Origin of the sequence: Gluconobacter sp. NFX36 (assembly GCF_049887835.1) — a bacterium.
Taxonomy (GTDB): Bacteria; Pseudomonadota; Alphaproteobacteria; order Acetobacterales; family Acetobacteraceae; genus Gluconobacter; species Gluconobacter japonicus_A.
In genome coordinates this window covers 1-18,757 of record NZ_JAGEKJ010000025.1, presented here as the reverse complement: position 1 = coordinate 18,757, position 18,757 = coordinate 1, and the positions used below count along the sequence as shown (strand labels likewise).

The 18,757-nt window shown below is 50.8% G+C and carries 14 protein-coding genes and 3 pseudogenes; 6 read left to right on the top strand and 11 right to left on the bottom strand.

Annotated elements, in window-relative coordinates; genetic code table 11:
* The first annotated feature begins 76 nt into the window (after positions 1–76).
* Positions 77–1,160 (top strand): annotated as a pseudogene (locus tag J4P41_RS14850) (IS5 family transposase).
* Positions 1,161–1,327: 167 nt separating this feature from the next.
* Here J4P41_RS14850 and J4P41_RS14845 read toward each other — a convergent pair.
* From J4P41_RS14845 to J4P41_RS14800, 10 genes and pseudogenes are all read right to left on the bottom strand, one after another.
* On the bottom strand, positions 1,328–1,876 hold the full coding sequence (locus J4P41_RS14845) for a helix-turn-helix domain-containing protein (protein WP_426067728.1): 549 nt from the start codon (positions 1,874–1,876) through the stop codon (positions 1,328–1,330).
* Between the two features lie 53 nt (positions 1,877–1,929).
* Positions 1,930–3,675: a Hint domain-containing protein gene (locus J4P41_RS14840; RefSeq protein ID WP_426067727.1), complete on the bottom strand. Its 1,746-nt coding sequence runs from the start codon at positions 3,673–3,675 to the stop codon at positions 1,930–1,932.
* Between the two features lie 367 nt (positions 3,676–4,042).
* A pseudogene (locus J4P41_RS14835) lies at positions 4,043–4,996 on the bottom strand (IS481 family transposase); the annotation flags it as partial.
* 652 nt (positions 4,997–5,648) lie between these two features.
* Positions 5,649–6,473 (bottom strand): hypothetical protein, encoded by an 825-nt coding sequence (locus tag J4P41_RS14830; protein ID WP_426067726.1) that lies wholly within the window; start codon positions 6,471–6,473, stop codon positions 5,649–5,651.
* 11 nt (positions 6,474–6,484) lie between these two features.
* Positions 6,485–7,810, bottom strand: a complete 1,326-nt coding sequence (locus tag J4P41_RS14825; protein WP_426067725.1) for a lipopolysaccharide biosynthesis protein — start codon at positions 7,808–7,810, stop codon at positions 6,485–6,487.
* Positions 7,807–8,607, bottom strand: a complete 801-nt coding sequence (locus tag J4P41_RS14820) for a hypothetical protein (protein ID WP_426067723.1) — start codon at positions 8,605–8,607, stop codon at positions 7,807–7,809. Before J4P41_RS14820 ends, J4P41_RS14825 begins: the two co-directional genes overlap by 4 nt.
* A complete protein-coding gene (locus tag J4P41_RS14815) occupies positions 8,604–9,341 on the bottom strand; it encodes a nucleoside triphosphate hydrolase (RefSeq protein WP_426067722.1) in 738 nt (245 codons plus the stop codon). The genes J4P41_RS14820 and J4P41_RS14815 overlap by 4 nt, the downstream gene beginning before the upstream one ends.
* A gap of 399 nt (positions 9,342–9,740) precedes the next feature.
* A complete protein-coding gene (locus tag J4P41_RS14810; RefSeq protein ID WP_426067721.1) occupies positions 9,741–11,264 on the bottom strand; it encodes an efflux transporter outer membrane subunit in 1,524 nt (507 codons plus the stop codon).
* A gap of 2 nt (positions 11,265–11,266) precedes the next feature.
* The gene (locus tag J4P41_RS14805; RefSeq protein WP_426067720.1) at positions 11,267–12,178 is read right to left on the bottom strand and encodes an HlyD family secretion protein; all 912 of its coding nucleotides are present in this window, start codon (positions 12,176–12,178) and stop codon (positions 11,267–11,269) included.
* A 12-nt stretch (positions 12,179–12,190) separates the two neighbouring features.
* Positions 12,191–12,385: a DUF1656 domain-containing protein gene (locus tag J4P41_RS14800; protein ID WP_007284708.1), complete on the bottom strand. Its 195-nt coding sequence runs from the start codon at positions 12,383–12,385 to the stop codon at positions 12,191–12,193.
* Positions 12,386–12,558: 173 nt separating this feature from the next.
* Between J4P41_RS14800 and J4P41_RS14795 the strand changes: the two genes are divergently transcribed.
* From J4P41_RS14795 to J4P41_RS14785, 3 genes are read left to right on the top strand one after another with little or no spacing between them, the layout of a single operon-like run.
* Positions 12,559–13,068, top strand: a complete 510-nt coding sequence (locus tag J4P41_RS14795) for a MarR family winged helix-turn-helix transcriptional regulator (RefSeq protein ID WP_010505599.1) — start codon at positions 12,559–12,561, stop codon at positions 13,066–13,068.
* Positions 13,065–15,068 (top strand): FUSC family protein, encoded by a 2,004-nt coding sequence (locus tag J4P41_RS14790; protein ID WP_426067719.1) that lies wholly within the window; start codon positions 13,065–13,067, stop codon positions 15,066–15,068. The genes J4P41_RS14795 and J4P41_RS14790 overlap by 4 nt, the downstream gene beginning before the upstream one ends.
* A gap of 1 nt (position 15,069) precedes the next feature.
* On the top strand, positions 15,070–15,369 hold the full coding sequence (locus J4P41_RS14785; protein WP_064275414.1) for an EF-hand domain-containing protein: 300 nt from the start codon (positions 15,070–15,072) through the stop codon (positions 15,367–15,369).
* A gap of 146 nt (positions 15,370–15,515) precedes the next feature.
* Here the strand turns inward: J4P41_RS14785 and J4P41_RS14780 are convergent, their stop codons facing one another.
* On the bottom strand, positions 15,516–17,138 hold the full coding sequence (locus J4P41_RS14780) for an NAD-dependent malic enzyme (RefSeq protein WP_426067718.1): 1,623 nt from the start codon (positions 17,136–17,138) through the stop codon (positions 15,516–15,518).
* A gap of 107 nt (positions 17,139–17,245) precedes the next feature.
* Between J4P41_RS14780 and J4P41_RS14775 the strand changes: the two genes are divergently transcribed.
* Both J4P41_RS14775 and J4P41_RS14770 read left to right on the top strand, forming a co-directional pair.
* Positions 17,246–18,151: a LysR family transcriptional regulator gene (locus tag J4P41_RS14775; RefSeq protein WP_426067717.1), complete on the top strand. Its 906-nt coding sequence runs from the start codon at positions 17,246–17,248 to the stop codon at positions 18,149–18,151.
* A gap of 136 nt (positions 18,152–18,287) precedes the next feature.
* Positions 18,288–18,641 (top strand): annotated as a pseudogene (locus tag J4P41_RS14770) (transposase); the annotation flags it as partial.
* Positions 18,642–18,757: the final 116 nt, after the last annotated feature.

Below are 18,757 nucleotides of genomic sequence, written 5' to 3'. Positions count from 1 at the left end.
ATGGAGGGTTCGAAAAACCCTCTGGTTTTGAGGTCTGCTCTGTGATTCCATTTTCCTTGCGTTGATTGGAGTATGGATCGTGAAGCAGGCGGGATTTTTTGATGTTGAAGAGCGGCTTGCTCGGTTGAGCGGGCTTGGCGATCAGCTCGAAGCGTTTTCCCGGACTGTGGATTTTGAAGTGTTCCGCCCTGGGCTTGAGAAAGCTCTGACCTATTCAAATGGAAGCAAGGGCGGGCGTCCGCCGTTTGATCCAGTGTTGATGTTCAAGATCCTGATGATCCAGACGCTGAACAATGTGCCTGATGAGCGGACAGAGTATCTGATCAACGATCGCCTCTCCTTCATGCGCTTCCTTGGGCTGGGGCATTCAGATCGTGTTCCTGATGCCAAAACACTCTGGCTGTTCCGTGAACCGCCAGACCCAGGCGGGGGCCATTGAAAGACTGTTTGACCGGTTTGACGCGACCCTGCGGAACGCAGGCTATCTGCCGATGTCGGGCCAGATCCTGGATGCAACGCTGGTGGCGGCTCCAAAGCAGCGCAACACGAACGCCGAGAAAGCCGATCTCCGGGCAGGCCGCATTCCCGAAGACTGGCAGGACAAGCCATCCAAATTGTCCCGCAAGGATCGCCATGCGCGCTGGACACTGAAGTTCACGAAGGCGAAGCGGCAGGATGATGGAACTATGCCGTCGAGCGATCTCGCCCCCCCGTTCTTTGGCTACAAGTCGCACATCTCCATCGACAGGAAGTTCCGGTTCATCCGCAAATGGACAACGACAGATGCCGCCGCCAGTGATGGCGCGCGATTGAGAGAGGGGCTGCTGGATAAAACCAAGACGGCCTCAAGCGTCTGGGCTGATACAGCGTATCGCTCAAAAGCCAATGAAGACTTCATGGAAAAGCAGGGCTTTGTCTCAAAGGTTCACAGGAAGAAGCCGCATCTCAAACCTATGCCCCGGCATATCCAGAAATCGAATGGTGGAAAGTCCGTGATCCGATCTCGCGTTGAGCGCCTCTTTGCCGATCAGAAATCACAGACAGGGCTGTTCGTCCGAACTATCGGCATCATACGGGCCACCATGAGGATCGGACTGGCTAATATCGTCTACAACATGCGCCGCTTTCTCTTCCTGGAGCGGATCAGCGCGAGCGCGTAGTCATGCCGCGGGTGCCAATCCTCGATCTGCTCAAAACGCAGATCAAAAGCGACCCAAGGAACCGTCAATCAAATCACGAACCAAGCACATCAATTAAGGGTTCTTCGATCCCTCCAGGTCAGAGCCAAGGGAATTTATCGAACCCCCAGCTGTCTCTCACCGATATCCTATTTATAACTTTGTCGTTCGATGTATCTCTGAGCGGCAATCTTGCGTTCTGGCTTAAGGGATCGATAAAGATTGATCAAGGTCATCTCATCTGATGACAGTGTAATTTCGACAGGTTGGTCTGCCATTCCATTAAGGAAAAGCGCTATTGGAACCTGAAAAATATCGGCAAGTTTTGGTAGATGTTTCTTGACGCTGCTTGTGCGTCCAGTCTCCATGGCTGCAATGGCTGATCGACTGAGAGCTAGAGCTTGCGCCAGATCTTCCTGACTCATCCCGAATGCTTTCCGTAGGGTCACTATTTTCTTTGATAGTTCGATTGCGGGAGAAACTTTTGTTTCTTCAGTTTTGGAGATTATGGCGTCTGTTTCCCTAATCCACCGACGGAAAAGGGACTGTGTTACGATATATTCCTCTTTTACACCGGTGGCAGAAAGCTGAACGTAAGCAATCATGCCTTCGGGCAGGTCGAGGATATGTCGCGATCGAAGGGCAGGAGAAGCCGGTGACCAGATTTGGCCGGGCTGGAGAAGAATACGTGGTGCCATGATGGAAATTATACAAGAAATCCCGGCGACGTGTAGTCGCCGGGTATTCCGGATCAGGCCTGAAGTGCAGCTTTTTCCGAGATAGTGTCACTGAGCAGGTAAGGTCCAGTCTTTTTGATCTGGATAGCCATGAGAGCTACGCTATTGGGATGACGCTCACCAAGGGGCAGCATGGCGTTCCCTGATGTCCAGCGTGTGTCCTCCCATTCCAGGGTGTTCCAACCATCAAGCTCCTTATCAGTCAGATGGGCTGTGATGGTGTGCGTATGCCCGCTTTCGAACATCATGATTTCGCCAACAGCTACGCCAAAATAGCGGCGGTCATCGACGAACGGGCCAATGACATCGCTGGGGCGGCTGGCATTCGAGGCGATGCGAACGGACTGCACACCCGTCGGGATCATGAACATGATGCGACCGTTATGCTCACGGGCCGGACGAATAATCATGCCGGCATCTGTGGCGAGGTGGAGATTGGCGTCCTCTGTTAGTTCGGGAGCCGCATTTCTCTGTGTAATTCCGGAAGCGCTTGCCCGGGCTTCGATCCGACGGAACAGGGGCTCTGCAAATTCGCGGTTGACACCAAGTGGTGCAGCGGCATCATCCCAGGTCAGGTTCAAGCTACCGCCAATTGAGACAACCTTTCCATCCTGCTGGAAGGTGTGGCGATTGCCGGTATCGAGATAGCTTTCCGTCAGCATCCCGTCTGCCATGATGACCGAGTGATTCTGGGTTTCGATATGGTAGTAGTCGTAGGACGTGATGGACTTGTCAAAGAAGATCGACCGCCCGTTCACCAGCATACGGGCGGGGACAAATTTGCCATTGAAAAACAGACTGTGCTCGGCCGTGATCAACATGTCCTTGTAGGGGACACCGTCCGCAATGGCGTCCTTGAGGATACGGACAGGATAACCGGCCTCATCATCGGGAAGATGCGAGCGGACGTTTACATGTGTTTTTCCAACCCAAATGACGAGACGCATGACATTTTTGTTGTTCTTCCAATCGAAGGTAACAACCTGATCGCCAATTTCGATGTCTTCAACGGCAATATCGCCTTCGGAAGAAAGAATCATTGAACCAGCGAGGAAGCAAGCACCAATATAAAGATTTCCATTACTTTGCGTGATATTTAGAGGGTTCTGATCTCCAGCTGGAGCCGAAACTGAATAGGTTCCATCTGTTAGAACCACGCCTGACGCAAGGTTAACATCTGTTGATGCCACCGTGTGATTGTTTGCATCGAGCGCAGTGATGGTTACTCCGTCACCGAGCAGGTCATGGGATATCTTGTAGGATACGACAGGTGTGGCGGTATCAGCGAATTCGATAACGGAATTCGCTGGATTATAATTATTGATAGTCGTTGCTGAAAGGTTGATAATGGCGCCGCCGCCATTGGCGACAAACGTTCCACCGCCGGTACCGAAGGTTATGATCGTTCCACCAAGTAGATTGAGCAGAGCTCCGCCATTGCTGAATGTACCGCCGTTCGTCAAATGGACGTTTACTCCACTTAGGGCGTTGGCAGCAATTCCATTTGATAAGGTCGCTGTGCCGCCATCGACGTTGACGGTTGTACCGCTCAGAACTGTAGCTGCTGTAGCAATGGTAGCATTTCCGCCAACATAGATTGTATTATTAGTTAGAGTAAGAAGAGATGCAACTGTTGTTATAGAGCCAGTTACGCCTGGCGGGACAACATACGTTCCTCCGACAACAACAGAGACAATTTGGAGGCTCCCACCGCTCGACGTCAGGACATTGCTTGTTGGAATATTATTTTCGGTGGTCACCGCGCCACCTTTATCTGTGATGGTTAGGTTATAATGTGCGCCTAATCCCAAGAATCCGCCGGAATGATAAATAAGCTTGTAGACCGAACCATTAGCAGTCGTTCCAGTATAATTAGACGGCATAGTAGTCCCCTTCTATAATATACGAAAATGCTTAGTTTAATAGCATTTTCAATGCTTCGAACGTCGAAAATATGGACCGATTTATCGCAAGAAGCAACGGGAATTGTCATCACAAAAAAAACAATATGCGATTCAGTAAATGGAAGGACCGAGACACCGTTGGTTGACTTCTTTTGTGCCTGATTTCAGGCTTTTGGCGATTTGACTGCTGCTTCCCTGATCTGCGTTTCGAGCAGATCTTGGTGTTTAGTCCCGGGGTTTGATGGGTTGGATTGATGATGAATTTTTCTGGCTCTGAAGTCCAGATTTTGCAGACGTATTCGTAAGGGGTAAGGCCACTGAGGGTCTTGAGTCTTCGCCCGAAATTATAGGCTGCCATGAAGTCGTTGAGGTGTGTCCTCAACTGCTCATGACTGTCGTAATGGAAGCGTTTGACGGTTGCTTCCTTGATTGTCCGGTTCATCCGCTCGACCTGACCGTTCGTCCAGGGATGATTGGGTTTCGTCAGACGATGTTCGATCCCGTGCGCTTCGCAGATCATGTCGAAGCGCATGGGGCGAGACCAGGCCGTATTGCGGTTACGGGGCTGATCAGCGAACTGGATGCCGTTATCGGTCAGAATGGTGTGGATCCGGTAAGGGATCATACTCAGGAGATGTTCGAGGAATTCCCAGGCTGTCTTCCGATCAGCTTTCCCGACGAGTTGTGTGACAGCGAATTTGCTTGTCCGGTCGATAGCAACGAAGAGGTGCAGCTTGCCCTCAGCAGTCTGTACTTCCGCTGTGTCGAGATGAAAGAACCCGATCGGATAGCGTTTGAAGCGCTGGCGTCTGGGCTTGTCTCCTTCGATGTCCGGCAACCGGGATATCCCGTGGCGCTGAAGGCAGCGATGCAGAGCCGAGCGTGTCAGATGAGGGATGCTGGCCTGCAGGGCATAAAGACAGTCATCCAGCGGCAGTAAAGTATGCCGGCGAAACGCCACAATCATCGCTTCGTCCGTCTCGGACAGGACCGTTGAGCGCGGCTCTTTAGGACCTGTCTTCTGATCCTCAACCGTTTGACGCTTTCGCCATTTTGCAACTGTTTTCGGGTTGATTCCGAACTCCTCGCTCAGCGTCGCGAGCGAAGCCTGCGATCGCCGTATTGCTGCTCGCACGGCGTGCGTGGTCGTGGCGCTGCCATGACGTATCTGTCCCATAAGGCTTCCTTCCACTCGCGTGAAAATAATACCCCATCAAATCCCGGGACTAAACACGATCGGTATCGGGCCTTTTAGTGGTGCGCAAACCCATCATAAAAGCCGTCTTTTAATGCGAGACGAATATCTGGTCCTCTTCAATCCAAATATTACCAAATTACACCCCCCTCTCTCTCTCGACGATTTTCTTAAATTCCCACATCTTCTGACAAGCTTACGGCCCGGAGAAAACGGTGTAGTTGATAAGGCCCTGGCGTTCTTAGGACTGAGCCGCTCAGTTGCCCTGACAACGCCAAGATTTATGAGCGTTGCTCCTTTGCTGGTGCAGGCCCCCGTGATAGCAACTATGCACAGCCGTCCTGCGCAAATGCTGGCGAAGATATTCAATCTCACAACCAGTCCGCCTCCTGTGGCACTTGCAGATGTCAGGATCGACATGATCTGGCATGGATCTTATGGAGACGATCAGGCGCACTGCTGGATACGAGAGACTTTGTGGAAAATGGCTCAAATCCCTTAGAAAATATGTTTGAGCGACCTGGCCAATACGTTACGACAGACCAGTTTTATAATAGTCCTAATGAGAGAAACTTTGGCAAAACGTAAATGATTATTTTCTATGGAAAATAGCATATCTGACTAATGCACTTTACTACCGAATCAGATGAACAATTTTATTTATTAATTTTTTGTCCAGTATTAAAATATTTTCTTTGTATGAGCCTGGTTTAGAAATATTTTTTTCTACAAGGCGATCGTGATAATCGCCCATTTCTCCGTTGATATCAGCAAGATAGAGCGAGATTTTATCGAGATAATCGCTAGAATGAAGAACCCGGAATGTATCATTGAAAGCAACACGACGGCTGATGATCTTTCTCAAATCATGAAAATCATGTGCGGTAATTTTTTCCTTTCTAACGATACTGTCGATTTTCGCGTTTTCCCTTTGATGGTAAGCAATCATATTTTTGTTGCTGTCCGGTAGAAAGCTTCGCATCTGAAATCGAACAAGTGCATAAAACGCTGGAAGTATTGTCAGGAATAAAATCGTCCCGAAGATCCTAGTTCGTGCTATTTGCCGATTTTTAAAGGCATCCTGCATATGCCCCATTAAACTGGTAACTAAATTGAGAGACCAGGGATACCGATGGCGCCGATCAAAATTTGCACATGCAAAGCGCAGATGTTTGAAGCGTGCGCGTACATATTTGAAATGCTGGCGCTGTTCGACAGACTCTGTACCACCTTTTATAAGGATATTGAGCACCAGAAAACGAAAGCGCTTTACGTCAACCCCGTCGTTTAAGAGTTGCCAGCAAATCCTGTATCCCGAAACACTCAGGTCCTCTGGATATTGAAAATAATCCCCATCGGGATACCTGGCACCCGGGGAAGGAATATCGTCCTCCAGAATATTTTGAAACAATCGATCCAAAAGAATATGATCATAAGGGGGATTTTTGAGATTAATCATAAGAAATTTTCTTATACGTGACTGTGTGACGTGGGGATCTTCTGACGCTTCTGAAAGGCCATTATTGCAAACGCAGCGCAGAAAAGATGCAAGCTACAAATTCCGATTACATACGCCCATGCTGCGCCCCGCAGGCTAGAGTGCGGCAACAGAAAAACGAGAAGGATGAGGTAGAGAAGAACCGATACAATTTGAGAGAGCAGAACTTTATGGGCGCAGCCAGCCATATAGAGCAGGGATTCCAAGGGGAATGCGCCCATAGAAATGATCAGTGCCGGCGCCATAATCATCATGACATCTGCTGCGCTGCGATAATGATGGCCAAATAGTCCGATCAAAGGACGCCCTCCCAACCACACGATACCTGTCAGGGCAGCACCAATGGCTGCGGATAATCCGCCTGTTTTCAGGGCCAGGCGCCAGGGATGTGTACTACCCGGATCCAATCGCATGATTTCCGGATAGAACCCTTTCTCCAGAAAACGTGCCGGTTTGACAGCGGACTCTAGAAGGGTTGTGGCAATCTTGTAGCGTCCAGCTTGTACTGCCCCCAGAAAATCACCAACAATCAGGTTCCCGACGGGTGACCAGCAGGCATCAAGAGTCGTATTGAGATTGGTCAGCCAGACAAATTTCCACACACCGGGAAGTCTTTTTGGGGCTTGCAAAAGGCTTGGCCTCAACGCGTTTACCATATTTTTTCTACGGAGTTCGCGGACGGACAGTCCCCATAAAACCAGATCTCCGATCAGATCAGCCATATACCATGTGATCAGAAAAGAGACGAAAGCTCCTCCTGTCATCCAGCTGGTCAGTGCCCCCAGCCCTCTCAGGGCTGGGGTAATAATCTGTTGTCTGGAAATCAGGTCAAATCGATCAAACAGTCTTAGAATTCCCGTCGGAGCCGCAGCCGTCATGGTCGGTATAAGAGTGCAATAGAATATCGCATCAAGGCGATACGCTGACTCGATACCGCAAAACTGTCCAAAGAAGACCAAAGCAATAACGCCCGCCAGCGCGCCAAGAAAACCTGAGGCCAGATCAAGCGCAATGGCAAACCGGATCGCGTCCTGTGGGGGCGCCGCATCCCCCAGCTCGAGCGGGCGCGCTCCAAATTTCAGGATCATTTGCCAGCTTTGGAATTTTGTCAGTGCGCCTACACCAATTGCAAAGGTGTGGATCAGTGTCAGCGTTCCAAACTGAGCCGGTGTTAAGGTCCGACTAGCGCAGATCAGCGCGCACAAACTGATGAGCGCCCCTAGAATTTTCGCAGTACCCAGTGATCCCGCATTTTTAAGAATGCTCCGAAACACCTGATCAGAATTTTTGAAAATCATGAGGATTGGACAGTATATCCAGTCTCTACATGCGAAAAATGACTTGCGAAAAACGGCTGTATTTCGTGCACGACCTGCGTCCAGACGGTCTGAAATGGGGCAGAGGCATCAATACTGACCATCCGGGCTCCACCAAATCTTAGCTGCTTCATGATTTCGGATTTGGTCTGCAGAAGCTCCAGATCGTGATCCGGTTTCCGCTGATGGGCAACCTGCGGCGAGACATCCAGATGGATAATCAGATCAGGGTGGTGCTCCGCCATTCGCTGGTACAGGCTTGCCTCAGATTTCCTGAGCCATGCGACAAAGAAATTGCCTGGCTGCGCGGCAGAGAGCCCAGGCCCGTCACATGTTCCGGCAATTTCGGCTTGTGGATAGCGATCCGTCACAACAGTCAGGCCAGCACGGAGCGCATTTTGCATCTTCAGGTGATTAAAGTAACGCTTTAGCGAGAAGGCATAAACAACAAGCGCTGTCAGGAGGCCGGGGATTTTTTCTCCCTGTGTCCGTGTTGTTTTGGCTTTTTTACTGAGTTTTTTTTCCAGCATCTGACCGATGACAGGAAATTGCCCGATACGGCGTCCCAAATCTCCGGATCCAAGGCCCAGATAAACATAGGTTGTTGGACGATCCTGGGCCAGTTCGACGCTGAGCCGGGACGTTAATGTCGTTTTTCCGCTGCCATCAGATCCGACAAAAGCAATCAATTTCCCACGATATCGGGGAATACGCAGAATATTTTTTGCAGGAGCCTGAAGAGAGGCCGGATGATGAGAACAATCTGTAAGGACGGTCATGACGCCGATATCCTGTGTTCAGATGACGCTTTCCGAAGGATCGGGGCGATTGCGATTTTTGCCTGCTCAAGAATGCTTTCCAGAGGATCTGCGGAATTGAGGTCCAGCACTGGTGAGCCTGGAAATATCAGGAGAGGAACATCGTTGATTTTTCGTTCCAGAGAAGCTGGACGGTGATCGGGTTTGCGGATCAGGGCTGTCGGGAGATCAACATGCAGGCGAATGACCAGATCCGGAGGATAGTCTGCCATCCAGTCATAGATCTTCTGCTCAATTCGGGTTAGCCAACGAGCCATCCAACTCCGAGGCTGACGGGCCACAAGTCCCGGCCCATCCATGGGCCCCGGAATACTGGCCTGTGGATAGCGATCTGTCACAATGGCATAGCCTCGGATACGCCAGAAACGCATTTTCAAAAAGCGAGCCAGGCGACGCATGGAGAGCGTAAAAATAACGATGGATGTGAAGGCTCCAGAGCCTTTCTCTGTCCGGACAGAAGACGACTTTCGCACAATTTTCTGATCCACCCGTTTTCCCAAAACTGGAATTCTGGCAATCCAACGTCCCCAGTTTCCGGTCTGTTTTCCAAGATGGCAAAGGCGGGTTGGATATTGTTCAGACATCCATGCCAGCAGCGCGGAACCGACAGTCGATTTTCCGCTCCCATCTGCGCCTACGACCGCAATTAATGGAGCAGCAGGGCGCAGTGGAAACTGTCGGCTACCGAACATCATGAGCAGAACGTATCCTTTTAAGGGGCAAAAAACGGTCTCAAGCCGATTCCGGAAACCGGGTAGTTTATGGCGAATTGTAATATAAATTTCAAGATCCATGACCGAACGGTTCGGTTTTTTTTTGATCTTGCAAAAACAGCCTCTCAGGATCTGCTGAGATACTCCTGCTTTGAAAACAGTCTTGCGTAAGACGGAGAAATGTTTTCCGCAGCTTCAAACTTTTTAATAGTCGACAGCTTCCAGATTTTAATTTTCCCATTTCCAATGGACCCAGCAGGTTTTGGAAAAGACTTATGACTGGCGATATATTTTTCGAGCTTCATGGCAGACCATGCCCATCTTCGAACAAGATCTGACCTCGTGAGGTATTCTGGGGCATATAGCTGGTGATCCATAATATTATTCCGCAAAGGCGCGCGCCAGAGCGTTCTGCTTCCCGATTTCAACTGGAAGACGCGTATCCGTGAGCTGACGTCCCTGCCAGCCAGCGCCCATGGCTGTATAAAGTGCAATAGCATCGCGCAGACGCGCCGTGCGCCCGACAACGGCCTGATCCTGCGCGGTCAGAGCCGTCTGCTCGGTAGTCAGGACATTCAGATACCCTGTCAGACCAGCACCAAACAGCTTCTGAGCCCTATCACGGGCCAGACCGGAATCCCGGGCAGCATCTTCAAGCTGACTGACCAATTCATCGTCATGCCGCCAGTCGCCCAGTGAGTCTTCAACTTCCTCAAACGCCTTGAGCACTGTCTTGCGATAGACCAACCGGCTGGCTTCTGCTTCTGCACGGGCCTGAGCAATCTCGGCGGTATAGCGACCACCATGAATGACAGGCAAAGACGCCATCATCATGAAGCTCCAGGCCATACCGCCCATCTGGAAGGCCTGATAAGCCGCCGAGGCATTCGGGTTGAACGTCAGCGGGATCATGAACTTCGGATAGAGGTTCGCGACCGCTACACCCACCTGCGCGGTATCAGCAGCATAATGCGCCTCAGCCGCACGAATATCTGGGCGATTGGCCAGAACAATCGAAGGCAGGGATGCAGGGAACGTTGGAACCGTTGGCAGTGGTTTACGAACATCCAGCTCCTCTTCCAGCTTGCCGGGCATTTCACCCAGAAGCACGGAAATCGCATGGATCAGTCGCTCTTCCTGAGAATGAAGAGGGGCAAGCCGTGAGCGTTCGAGATGCTCTTCGGTCTGCGCCTGTGCTACAGCCAGTGTATTGCCAAGACCGTGCGTATAAAGCTTTTCCGTCAATTCACGCGAGCGCTGTGCCACATCAATGCTGCGCTCCGTAACGGCCAACCGCTCCTGCACGCCGCGAAGCGATACATAATCCGACGCCAGCTCAGACAGCAGCGAAACCAGAATGGCGCGACGGTTTTCAATGGACTCTTCAACCAGCCGCTTGCGCTCTTCCACCTGACGGGAAATATGCCCGAACAGGTCAATTTCCCAGCTCGCACGCGCACCATAGGTTAAAATCGAGGCGCTCGGTCTATTGACCGAATTACCATTGGCATCAAGAGTACCTGGACGGACAGGCCAGTTATCGACATTGATGGAGTGACGGTCATCACCGCCGCCCATAGCCGCATCAAGCTGCGGATACCAGGCTGCCTGCGCCTGTCGACGAACAGCACGCTCGGACACGATATGCTGGGACGCAATCTGAAGGTCGTAGTTCCCTTTGATCGCCTGCTCGACCAGTTCGTTCAGCATGGGATCGTGGAATTGCGCCCACCAGTCTTTCATGTCCGCTTCCGTGCGGGCAATCTCCTCTGCCGTCACCGAGTGAGGCTGCTCAACGAAAGAGTCAGGCACCTTGATCCTGTCTGGCTTGAAATTCGGCCCGACGGTGCAGGCCGTAAGCGACAGACAGGTGCTAAGAGCGAGGGTAAGGAGTTTGCGGGACATGATCAGAGATGATTCTGCAGCCAGGTGGTCAGCTTGCCACAGGCGCCAGGCGTTTCGCGGCCGATCGTGACAGTCGCGGTCATACCGGCCGCAAGGGTGATTTCCGGCGGAACGTTATCCAGTTCCAGACGAACCGGAATACGCTGCGCCAGTCGGACCCAGGTAAAGATCGGATTCACGTCCGGCAGACCCAGACGGTCAGACACGCCGTTACGATCATTAATACCACGACCAATGCTGACGACGTGCGCAGGAAGGATCTGCTTGTATCCCATCAGCTTCACACGGGCTTCGTCACCGACATGTACGCCGTGCATCTTGGTTTCTTCAAAGTATCCGTTGATCCAGTAACTGTGTGCGTCAATGACAGCCAGACCGGGCTGACCAGCATGGGCATAGTCACCAACCCGAAGATTCAGGTTGGTAATGTAACCGTCAACCGGTGAATAAACCGTCGAACGCTGAAGATTGAGCAGAGCCGTATTCAGTTCAGCTTTCGCCGCATTAACCTTGGCCCGCTGCGTCTCGACATTCGAGTTGAAGTTTTCCTGCTCTTCAGCAGAAACAATGCCACCCAGCCCCATACGGCGCTTGGCGTCGGAGGAGCGAAGCTTCAGGTCTTCTTCCGCACCGGCAAGACGCGCACGGGCCGCATCAATATCAAGGCGGAAACGCACAGGATCGAGTACGAACAGCGGATCGCCACGATGCACGAACTGGTTATCCACAACGGGAACCGACACAACCGTCCCGGATACTTCGGGAGCGGCATCGACCACATACACACGGACGCGTCCATCACGCGTCCATGGTGCAAGAACATAAATGTCCCACATGGTCCGGCCGAGGCCGATGGCCATCGCCAGAACGATGAGAGTCAGCAGAACGCGGATCACACTGCGGGTCCAGTTCATAGCCGACCCCTCCTAGACGTAAAGGATGAGCAGACAGAGAACACAGACATAGAGCGCTATTTCAAATAGAGCGACGTGCCAGAACCAGCTTAAGGCGCCGGTCCGCCACAGAATGCTTCTCAACAGCAATGTCACGAACACTGCTGCAACGGCATAGATTGAAAGGGGTGCGACAAAGACGCCGAAAAGATTAACTTCCGTAAGCATCAGCGCTCCCTTCCCGTCGATGAAATATTGCCTGCGTGTTGGTTCACGTCTCACTCATCACACGTCAGCTCCAGCAGAACGCCTGAGCCGACAAGATTAAAAAATTTTCCAAGCTCGCTCAAAACAAGCTGAAATCTATTTCCTTGGCGTCGTTTGTCATATAAAAAGGTTACATGTCAACAGATGATATGGAATCGGAAATGTCGAAATCTTTTACAGCCGCCTGCCTGGACCAGACGCGCTACCATGATATTTCCTTAACGTTCCACGTCATGCGTCTGGCAACCTTATGGCGTACGCATTTGGACCGGGTTTTGCGCCCCAATGGCCTGACGCTGGCGACCATGCGTCCCATGGCCTATCTGATGACCTCGAAAACGCCGCTAACGCAAAGCGATCTCGCTTCTTTGATCGGGGTCGATCGATCCGCTTTGGTCCGTCTGCTGGATGTTCTGGAAGCAGAAGGTCTGGTTATTCGCCAGACAGACACTCAGGACCGACGCCTTAAGATGGTTCTTCTGACATCCGAAGGTAAAAAACAGTGCAAGCTGTTTCATCGCCTGGCTGCTGACCTGGAAGCAGAGCTGACAACCGGATTGTCCATGAGCCAAAAGCTCACCCTGACAAAAGATCTGGATATGATGGAAGCGCTTCTATCTGTTGATCATGGCGCGTCTGTATGACAACCATCGTTCGGAAGAAGCTTTGGTCGCCACAATCATTCTGGTTTTCAGAAGCACGATGGAGCGGGTTTTTAAAAACCACTACTTTTACCGTTCGAGTGTGTCTCTCGATCGGCTTGGCTTTGCTGGTAGCATTTGTTGTTCAATTGGACTCTCCGATGAGTACAGTGACAACTGTGGTAATTGTCGCACATCCTATGGTTGGTGCACTGGTTTCCAAAAGCATTTGGCGCGTTTTGGGAACAGTGTTCGGAGCGGGTTTGAGTGTAGCCATTATGGGCTGTTTTGTTCAGTCTACCTGGCTTTATTTCGTGGCCTTGGCTCTCATCGTCGGACTAGCCTGCATGACCGCAAGTCTTCTAAGGCTGTATCGGGCTTATGCCGCTGTTCTGACGGGATATACAATCATCATTGTCGCATTTTCGTCATTTTCTCATCCTGAGAGCGTCTTCATGTCTGCGATGATGAGATTATCTGACGTGGTCATCGGCGTGGTGAGTACAGCCGTTGTTTTTTTAGCAACGTCTCCACGTCGAAGCCAACCCGTTCACGGGGCATTGAATGACGCTTTCCTAGCGGTTCTGGAACACGCAAAATCGTTTCATAGCAGTCTTACAGCTCTCTCTGTCGATGACGATTCAGATTTCAGAACGCTTCCTGTTGCACTCTATGATAGCCGTCAGGCCGTACTAAAGAAAATAACGGCACTGACGCCATTGCTGGAATATGCAGCATCCGATAATCCTGAAATCAAAGACCATCTTTCAAGCTATAAAATGGCGGTCAATCAAATGGCCGGTGTGATTGCGGGTTATCATCCCCACTGGAGCAACCTACACCAACCTCACGCCCGGTTTTACGAGATCCACGCCTACACAACACGTATGTTAAAAAACGTGATCGACGGTATAAAAAATCCGTCATGGCGGAACGATCCGGAATCAATCTTAAAAGCACTTGACCAAGGTATTCAGTCTCTAGAGTTATTTGAGGCAGAAGAAATGCTTACGGCCGCCAGTCTTGCATCTGTGCATAATGTCGAAAATCTTTTGTTGGCATTACGTCGCATCATCGAGGACCTCACAGAGAAAAAAAATCGGGTTCCAATGCGCGTATCTCCTTATCTGGAATGGCCGACAGCGCTCCGTAATGGAGCAAGAGGCATCCTGATCACGCTGCTTGCGACATTCATCTGGTATGTAACAGCGTGGCCGAATGGTCCTATGATGATGATGTATGTCATTGCAGCATCCAGCCTGCTTTCTACGGTGCCCTCAGCATCGAAGGCCAGTATGGCTATGGCGATAGGAACTGTGCTGAGCATACCTGCGACATGGATCTATCACGTTTATGTTCTGCCACTTATTAGCGGATACTGCTTGCTCTGGCTGAGTTTGAGTTTTTTTCTTTTGCCGGGAATTTGGCTACAGTTTCATCCGAAATACAGCATTGGTGCTTTCGGATACGCTGTCTTTTTTGCAATACAGTCTCTCGTAACCAATGAAATGGTTTATGACGATATCGCCTTAACAAATACCTGGATGGCCATTATCTGTGGTGCCGTTCTTCTGGTGCTCGTATTTCGAGTCTTTCTTCCTCCAAACCATGAATCTGATGCCAGGGCGATTATGAGATCATTGCGCAGAAGCGTGAATTTGTTAGCGACATCTTCGTCCCATCGTTTGCCTTTCGCAGAACAGTGGCAGGGAGATCAAATCCAGAAACTATCGCGATTGGCATTGAAACTGTCATTCCTGAGCCAGAAAGACCGTGCTCGGGACGTCCTGGATCGCGCCTTTTCTTTAGTGTCGCTCGGTAAGCTCATTCTGGAATTACGTCAAAATGCAGAAAATCCGTTCGAGAAAAGAGCCGTACGGATGTTTCTACAAGATGCCTTAATAAGGCGTCAGGAAATAACCTACGAAGCTTTTGGAAATCGAACCCTGTCAAGTGGTATCGAACAAATACAGTTTATTTTAAAAAATCTTCAGGAGATGTAACATGTCTATCAAATACTGGAGTATTTTAGCTTTTGCCTTGGTATCATCATCATGTTCAGCGCAGGTTCAAACGAATGAAAATCAATCTTTTTCGATAGCTGACAAAAATCATGATGGAAGAATTTCTTTCGACGAGTTTGAAGTTTATGTTCGGGATTATCTTCGTGAGAAAAGTAGCTTTGAAGCGTCCGGATTTTCTATGCTATCCCATTCAACGCAAGAGGCAGTGCTAAAAGACCATTTCGACAAAATGGACGTCGGACATAAAGGTTATCTCCTTCCCAACGAATGGAAGAGATAGGAAAAATCCTCTGAAAACAAAAATTAGAGTTATTTACCATCCATTAATTCTCTACTAGAAAATATGGTAGTAATGGATGGTAAAAAATAGGATAGAAGGAAATTTCTCTATTAAAGATAATAGATATTCTTTCTATTTTTTGTCATTCAGTATCCTGGTCGGTAGAGCTTGGCTTCAATCCAGTCCACGATATCCTCGGGTTCAGGAACCTGAGCCAGGCCCGATTTGAAGATTTGACGCGCGACCTTGATGGCCGTGTTGATCTCTACACGCAGGACATCTTTTTGCGGCGGGAAAAGCAGACCGTGGGCCCGTTGCTCCGGTGTGACCTGTTCAGCGGTCGCTCTGGCGGCTTCAAGGAAGACCTCGTCGGTGATGCGTCTTGCCTGTGTTGCCCAGACAGCCAGTGCCACGGCGGGGAAGATATAAAAATTATTGGCCTGCCCGGGGGTGAGCGTTTTACCATTCAAAGTAACATCGTCGAACTGGACGCCAGCAGCGAAGAGGGCCCGGCCGTCTGTCCAGCGATAAGCCTGTTCTGCGGTACATTCCGCCTTGTCGGTGGGATTGGAGAGCGCGAAAATAACGGGCTTGTCGTTAATGCTCGCCATGGTGCGAACGACTTCCTCGGTGAAGCCACCCGCGTTTGTGCTGACGCCGATCAGGACAGTGGGCTCAATGCCTTTGACTGCTTCCGCAAGGTCTTTCGTCGATGCATGGGCGTGGGCGAACACTTTCTGCGAGGGATTAAGATCCTGCCGCGAAGGTTCGATCAGGCCGTTGATATCCATCATGGAAATACGGGCTCGGGCGTCAGCTTCAGAAAGACCTTCGTCCTGTAATGCACTCACGATCATATTCGCGATACCGATCCCCGCAGACCCTGCACCGTAGAACAGGATACGCTGTTCTTTCAGCGCCTCACCCTTGATCGACAGGGCGGTGTCGAGGCCCGCGATCGTAATGGCCGCAGTCCCCTGAATGTCGTCATTATAGCAAAGGATCTTGTCACGATATCGCGCCAATAGGCGGATGGCATCGTCTCCTTTCCAGTCCTCAAAATGTAGGCAGCAACGAGGATAAAGTTCTTGAATGGCTGCCACGAGTTCATCGACGAATGCGTCGAGTTCGTCTGAGGATGGAGGTGCCTGCCGCAGACCGAGATAGAGTGGATCGTCAATCAGCTCCTGATTGGTTGTACCGATATCCAGTAACATTGGCATCAGGCCCTGAGGTGGGATGGCGGCGCAGGCCGTGTAGAGCTGCAGTTTGCCGACTGGGATCCCCATGCCATTGGCTCCGATATCTCCGAGCCCCAGAATACGGCCGCCGGAACTGACGCAAATGAAGCGCACATCTTTTTCAGGCCAGTTGGCGAGCACATCCTTCACATGACCTTTATGACGTAGCGAAAGATACATGCCCTGTGGTCTCTCGAAGAGACGGCTGTACTGAAGGCAGGCATCAGCGATTGTCGGATCGTAAACAATGGGAAGAAAGCGCTTCGGATCAGACATCACAACCTTGAAGAACAGGGTCTCGTTACGCTGTGACAATCCGTTCAGGTGCAGAAAGCGCTCGAGATCGCTGCTCTTGCTGTCAAGCTGCCACAGGACGCGCTCCATCTGCCGATCAAGGGTTTCGATGGCGTCTGGCAGGAGGCCAAGCGTACCATTCGCGTACCGCTCCTCATTCGTGAAGGCAGTTTCGCGGTTGTGAACCGCGTCCAGAAGGGGGGGGAGTGAAGATACAGTGCGATTGTACGTCATGTCTGTCTCCATTCATTGATGAACTTATAATGGATGTGCGTTTATCGCGCTGGTAGTCGCATAAAAGACATTGTATCTGTGTTCAAAATGCAAAGATGGCACTCTCAATGCACGATGACGCCGGTGATCTGAGATTTTTCGTACTTCTCGTTGAAGCAGGAAATCTGACTGCAGTCGCGCGTCACCTCAACGTTTCGGCAGGAGCTTCCAGTCGAAGGCTGGCTCGGCTGGAGGAGCGGCTTGGCGTACGCCTGGTCACAAGGACATCAAGGCGCTTCGACCTGACGGACGAAGGACAGACGTTTTATGAGCGTGCTGCAGAGATCATGATTGATATCGAGGCGGCTGAAGCAGAGATTTCTGCCAATCAGAAAGAGCTTCGTGGCGTCCTGCGGATCGGGGCGCCACTTGAACTGGGACGCCGCCGTTTGGCTGATTTTGTCAGTGAATTTGCCGATCGTTTTCCAAAGCTGCGTGTGCATCTCCTTCTGTCAGACGAAGGACTGGATGTCGTTAACAGTCGCCTTGACCTGGCCATTCGGATTGGAATGCCAAATGAAGCGGGGACTGTCGCGACGAAGATCATGAATAGTGAACGGATCATCTGCGCTTCTCCAGCCTACCTCGAGAGGTTTGGCATGCCGACCACCCTTGCCCAGTTAACTGAGCACCGTTGTATTTGCCTGATGCGAGGGCATGAACTGGGGATGCTCGACCAGTGGAGACTATCTCGTTCGGGAGAAGATCAGATTGTCGAGGTAACTCCTCATCTCTCGACGACGAGCGGCGAAGTGGTGCATGACTGGGCCCTCAAGGGCAAAGGTATCGTGTTCAAAGTCTTGTGGGACGTCGGCGACGACCTGCAACGCGGCAGGCTGGTCCGTCTTTTTCCGGAGTACCAGGGAGAGACGATCGGATTGTTTGCAACGATGCCCAGCCGACGCAACGTCCCGCTACGCGTTAGAGCTTTTCTTGATAATCTAAGAGACTTCTTGGCGCCTTCTCAGTCTTGAGCGTATTCGGGGAGGTGAAGAGCGATCAGAAGGGCCGATTGCAAACAGTGCTGTTAGCTGGAAAGTTCTAAAAAACCCCTTGGTTATGATGGGTCCTCGATGATTCACTTTTTTATCTTGTGATAAGCGGGATTATTTGAAGCAGCCAGATTTCTTTAATGTTGAAAAATGGATTGCTCGGCTGAGTAGGCTGGATGATCAATTCGAAGCATTTTCTCGGACGGTGGATTTTGAAGTGTTCTGCCCTGATCTGGAGATGTCTCTGACCTGTTCAGACGGAAGAAAAGGTGGTCATTTCCCGTTTGATGCCGTGTTGGTATTCAAGATCCTGGTAATCTAGACGTTGTACAATTTTCCTGATGAGCGGACGGCATATCTGATCAACGATCGCCTGTCGTTCATGCGCTTAATGGGATTGGAGCTGTCGGACCGCGTGCCAGATGCCAAAACAATCTGGTCATTGGGTTCTTGGCTAAAAATGGAGGGATCGAAGAACCTTTGATCGGGGCCATTGGATCCTGATTTCAGGGTTATTTCGTGTTGATTGATGGTTCTTGTCTCTGATTTTAGCGCTGCGTCTTTCGCAGAGCGTTGGACATTGGCTTT

Bases quoted from the DNA above. Each gene is read 5' to 3' on its own strand.
- J4P41_RS14780 (WP_426067718.1), bottom strand. From the start codon at position 17,138: ATGACGTACAATCGCACTGTATCTTCACTCCCCCCCCTTCTGGACGCG.
- J4P41_RS14805 (WP_426067720.1), bottom strand. From the start codon at position 12,178: ATGAACTGGACCCGCAGTGTGATCCGCGTTCTGCTGACTCTCATCGTT.
- J4P41_RS14825 (WP_426067725.1), bottom strand. From the start codon at position 7,810: ATGATTTTCAAAAATTCTGATCAGGTGTTTCGGAGCATTCTTAAAAAT.
- J4P41_RS14820 (WP_426067723.1), bottom strand. From the start codon at position 8,607: ATGACCGTCCTTACAGATTGTTCTCATCATCCGGCCTCTCTTCAGGCT.
- J4P41_RS14795 (WP_010505599.1), top strand. From the start codon at position 12,559: ATGTCAACAGATGATATGGAATCGGAAATGTCGAAATCTTTTACAGCC.
- J4P41_RS14785 (WP_064275414.1), top strand. From the start codon at position 15,070: ATGTCTATCAAATACTGGAGTATTTTAGCTTTTGCCTTGGTATCATCA.
- J4P41_RS14810 (WP_426067721.1), bottom strand. From the start codon at position 11,264: ATGTCCCGCAAACTCCTTACCCTCGCTCTTAGCACCTGTCTGTCGCTT.
- J4P41_RS14775 (WP_426067717.1), top strand. From the start codon at position 17,246: ATGCACGATGACGCCGGTGATCTGAGATTTTTCGTACTTCTCGTTGAA.
- J4P41_RS14800 (WP_007284708.1), bottom strand. From the start codon at position 12,385: ATGCTTACGGAAGTTAATCTTTTCGGCGTCTTTGTCGCACCCCTTTCA.
- J4P41_RS14845 (WP_426067728.1), bottom strand. From the start codon at position 1,876: ATGGCACCACGTATTCTTCTCCAGCCCGGCCAAATCTGGTCACCGGCT.
- J4P41_RS14815 (WP_426067722.1), bottom strand. From the start codon at position 9,341: ATGATGTTCGGTAGCCGACAGTTTCCACTGCGCCCTGCTGCTCCATTA.
- J4P41_RS14790 (WP_426067719.1), top strand. From the start codon at position 13,065: ATGACAACCATCGTTCGGAAGAAGCTTTGGTCGCCACAATCATTCTGG.
- J4P41_RS14830 (WP_426067726.1), bottom strand. From the start codon at position 6,473: ATGATTAATCTCAAAAATCCCCCTTATGATCATATTCTTTTGGATCGA.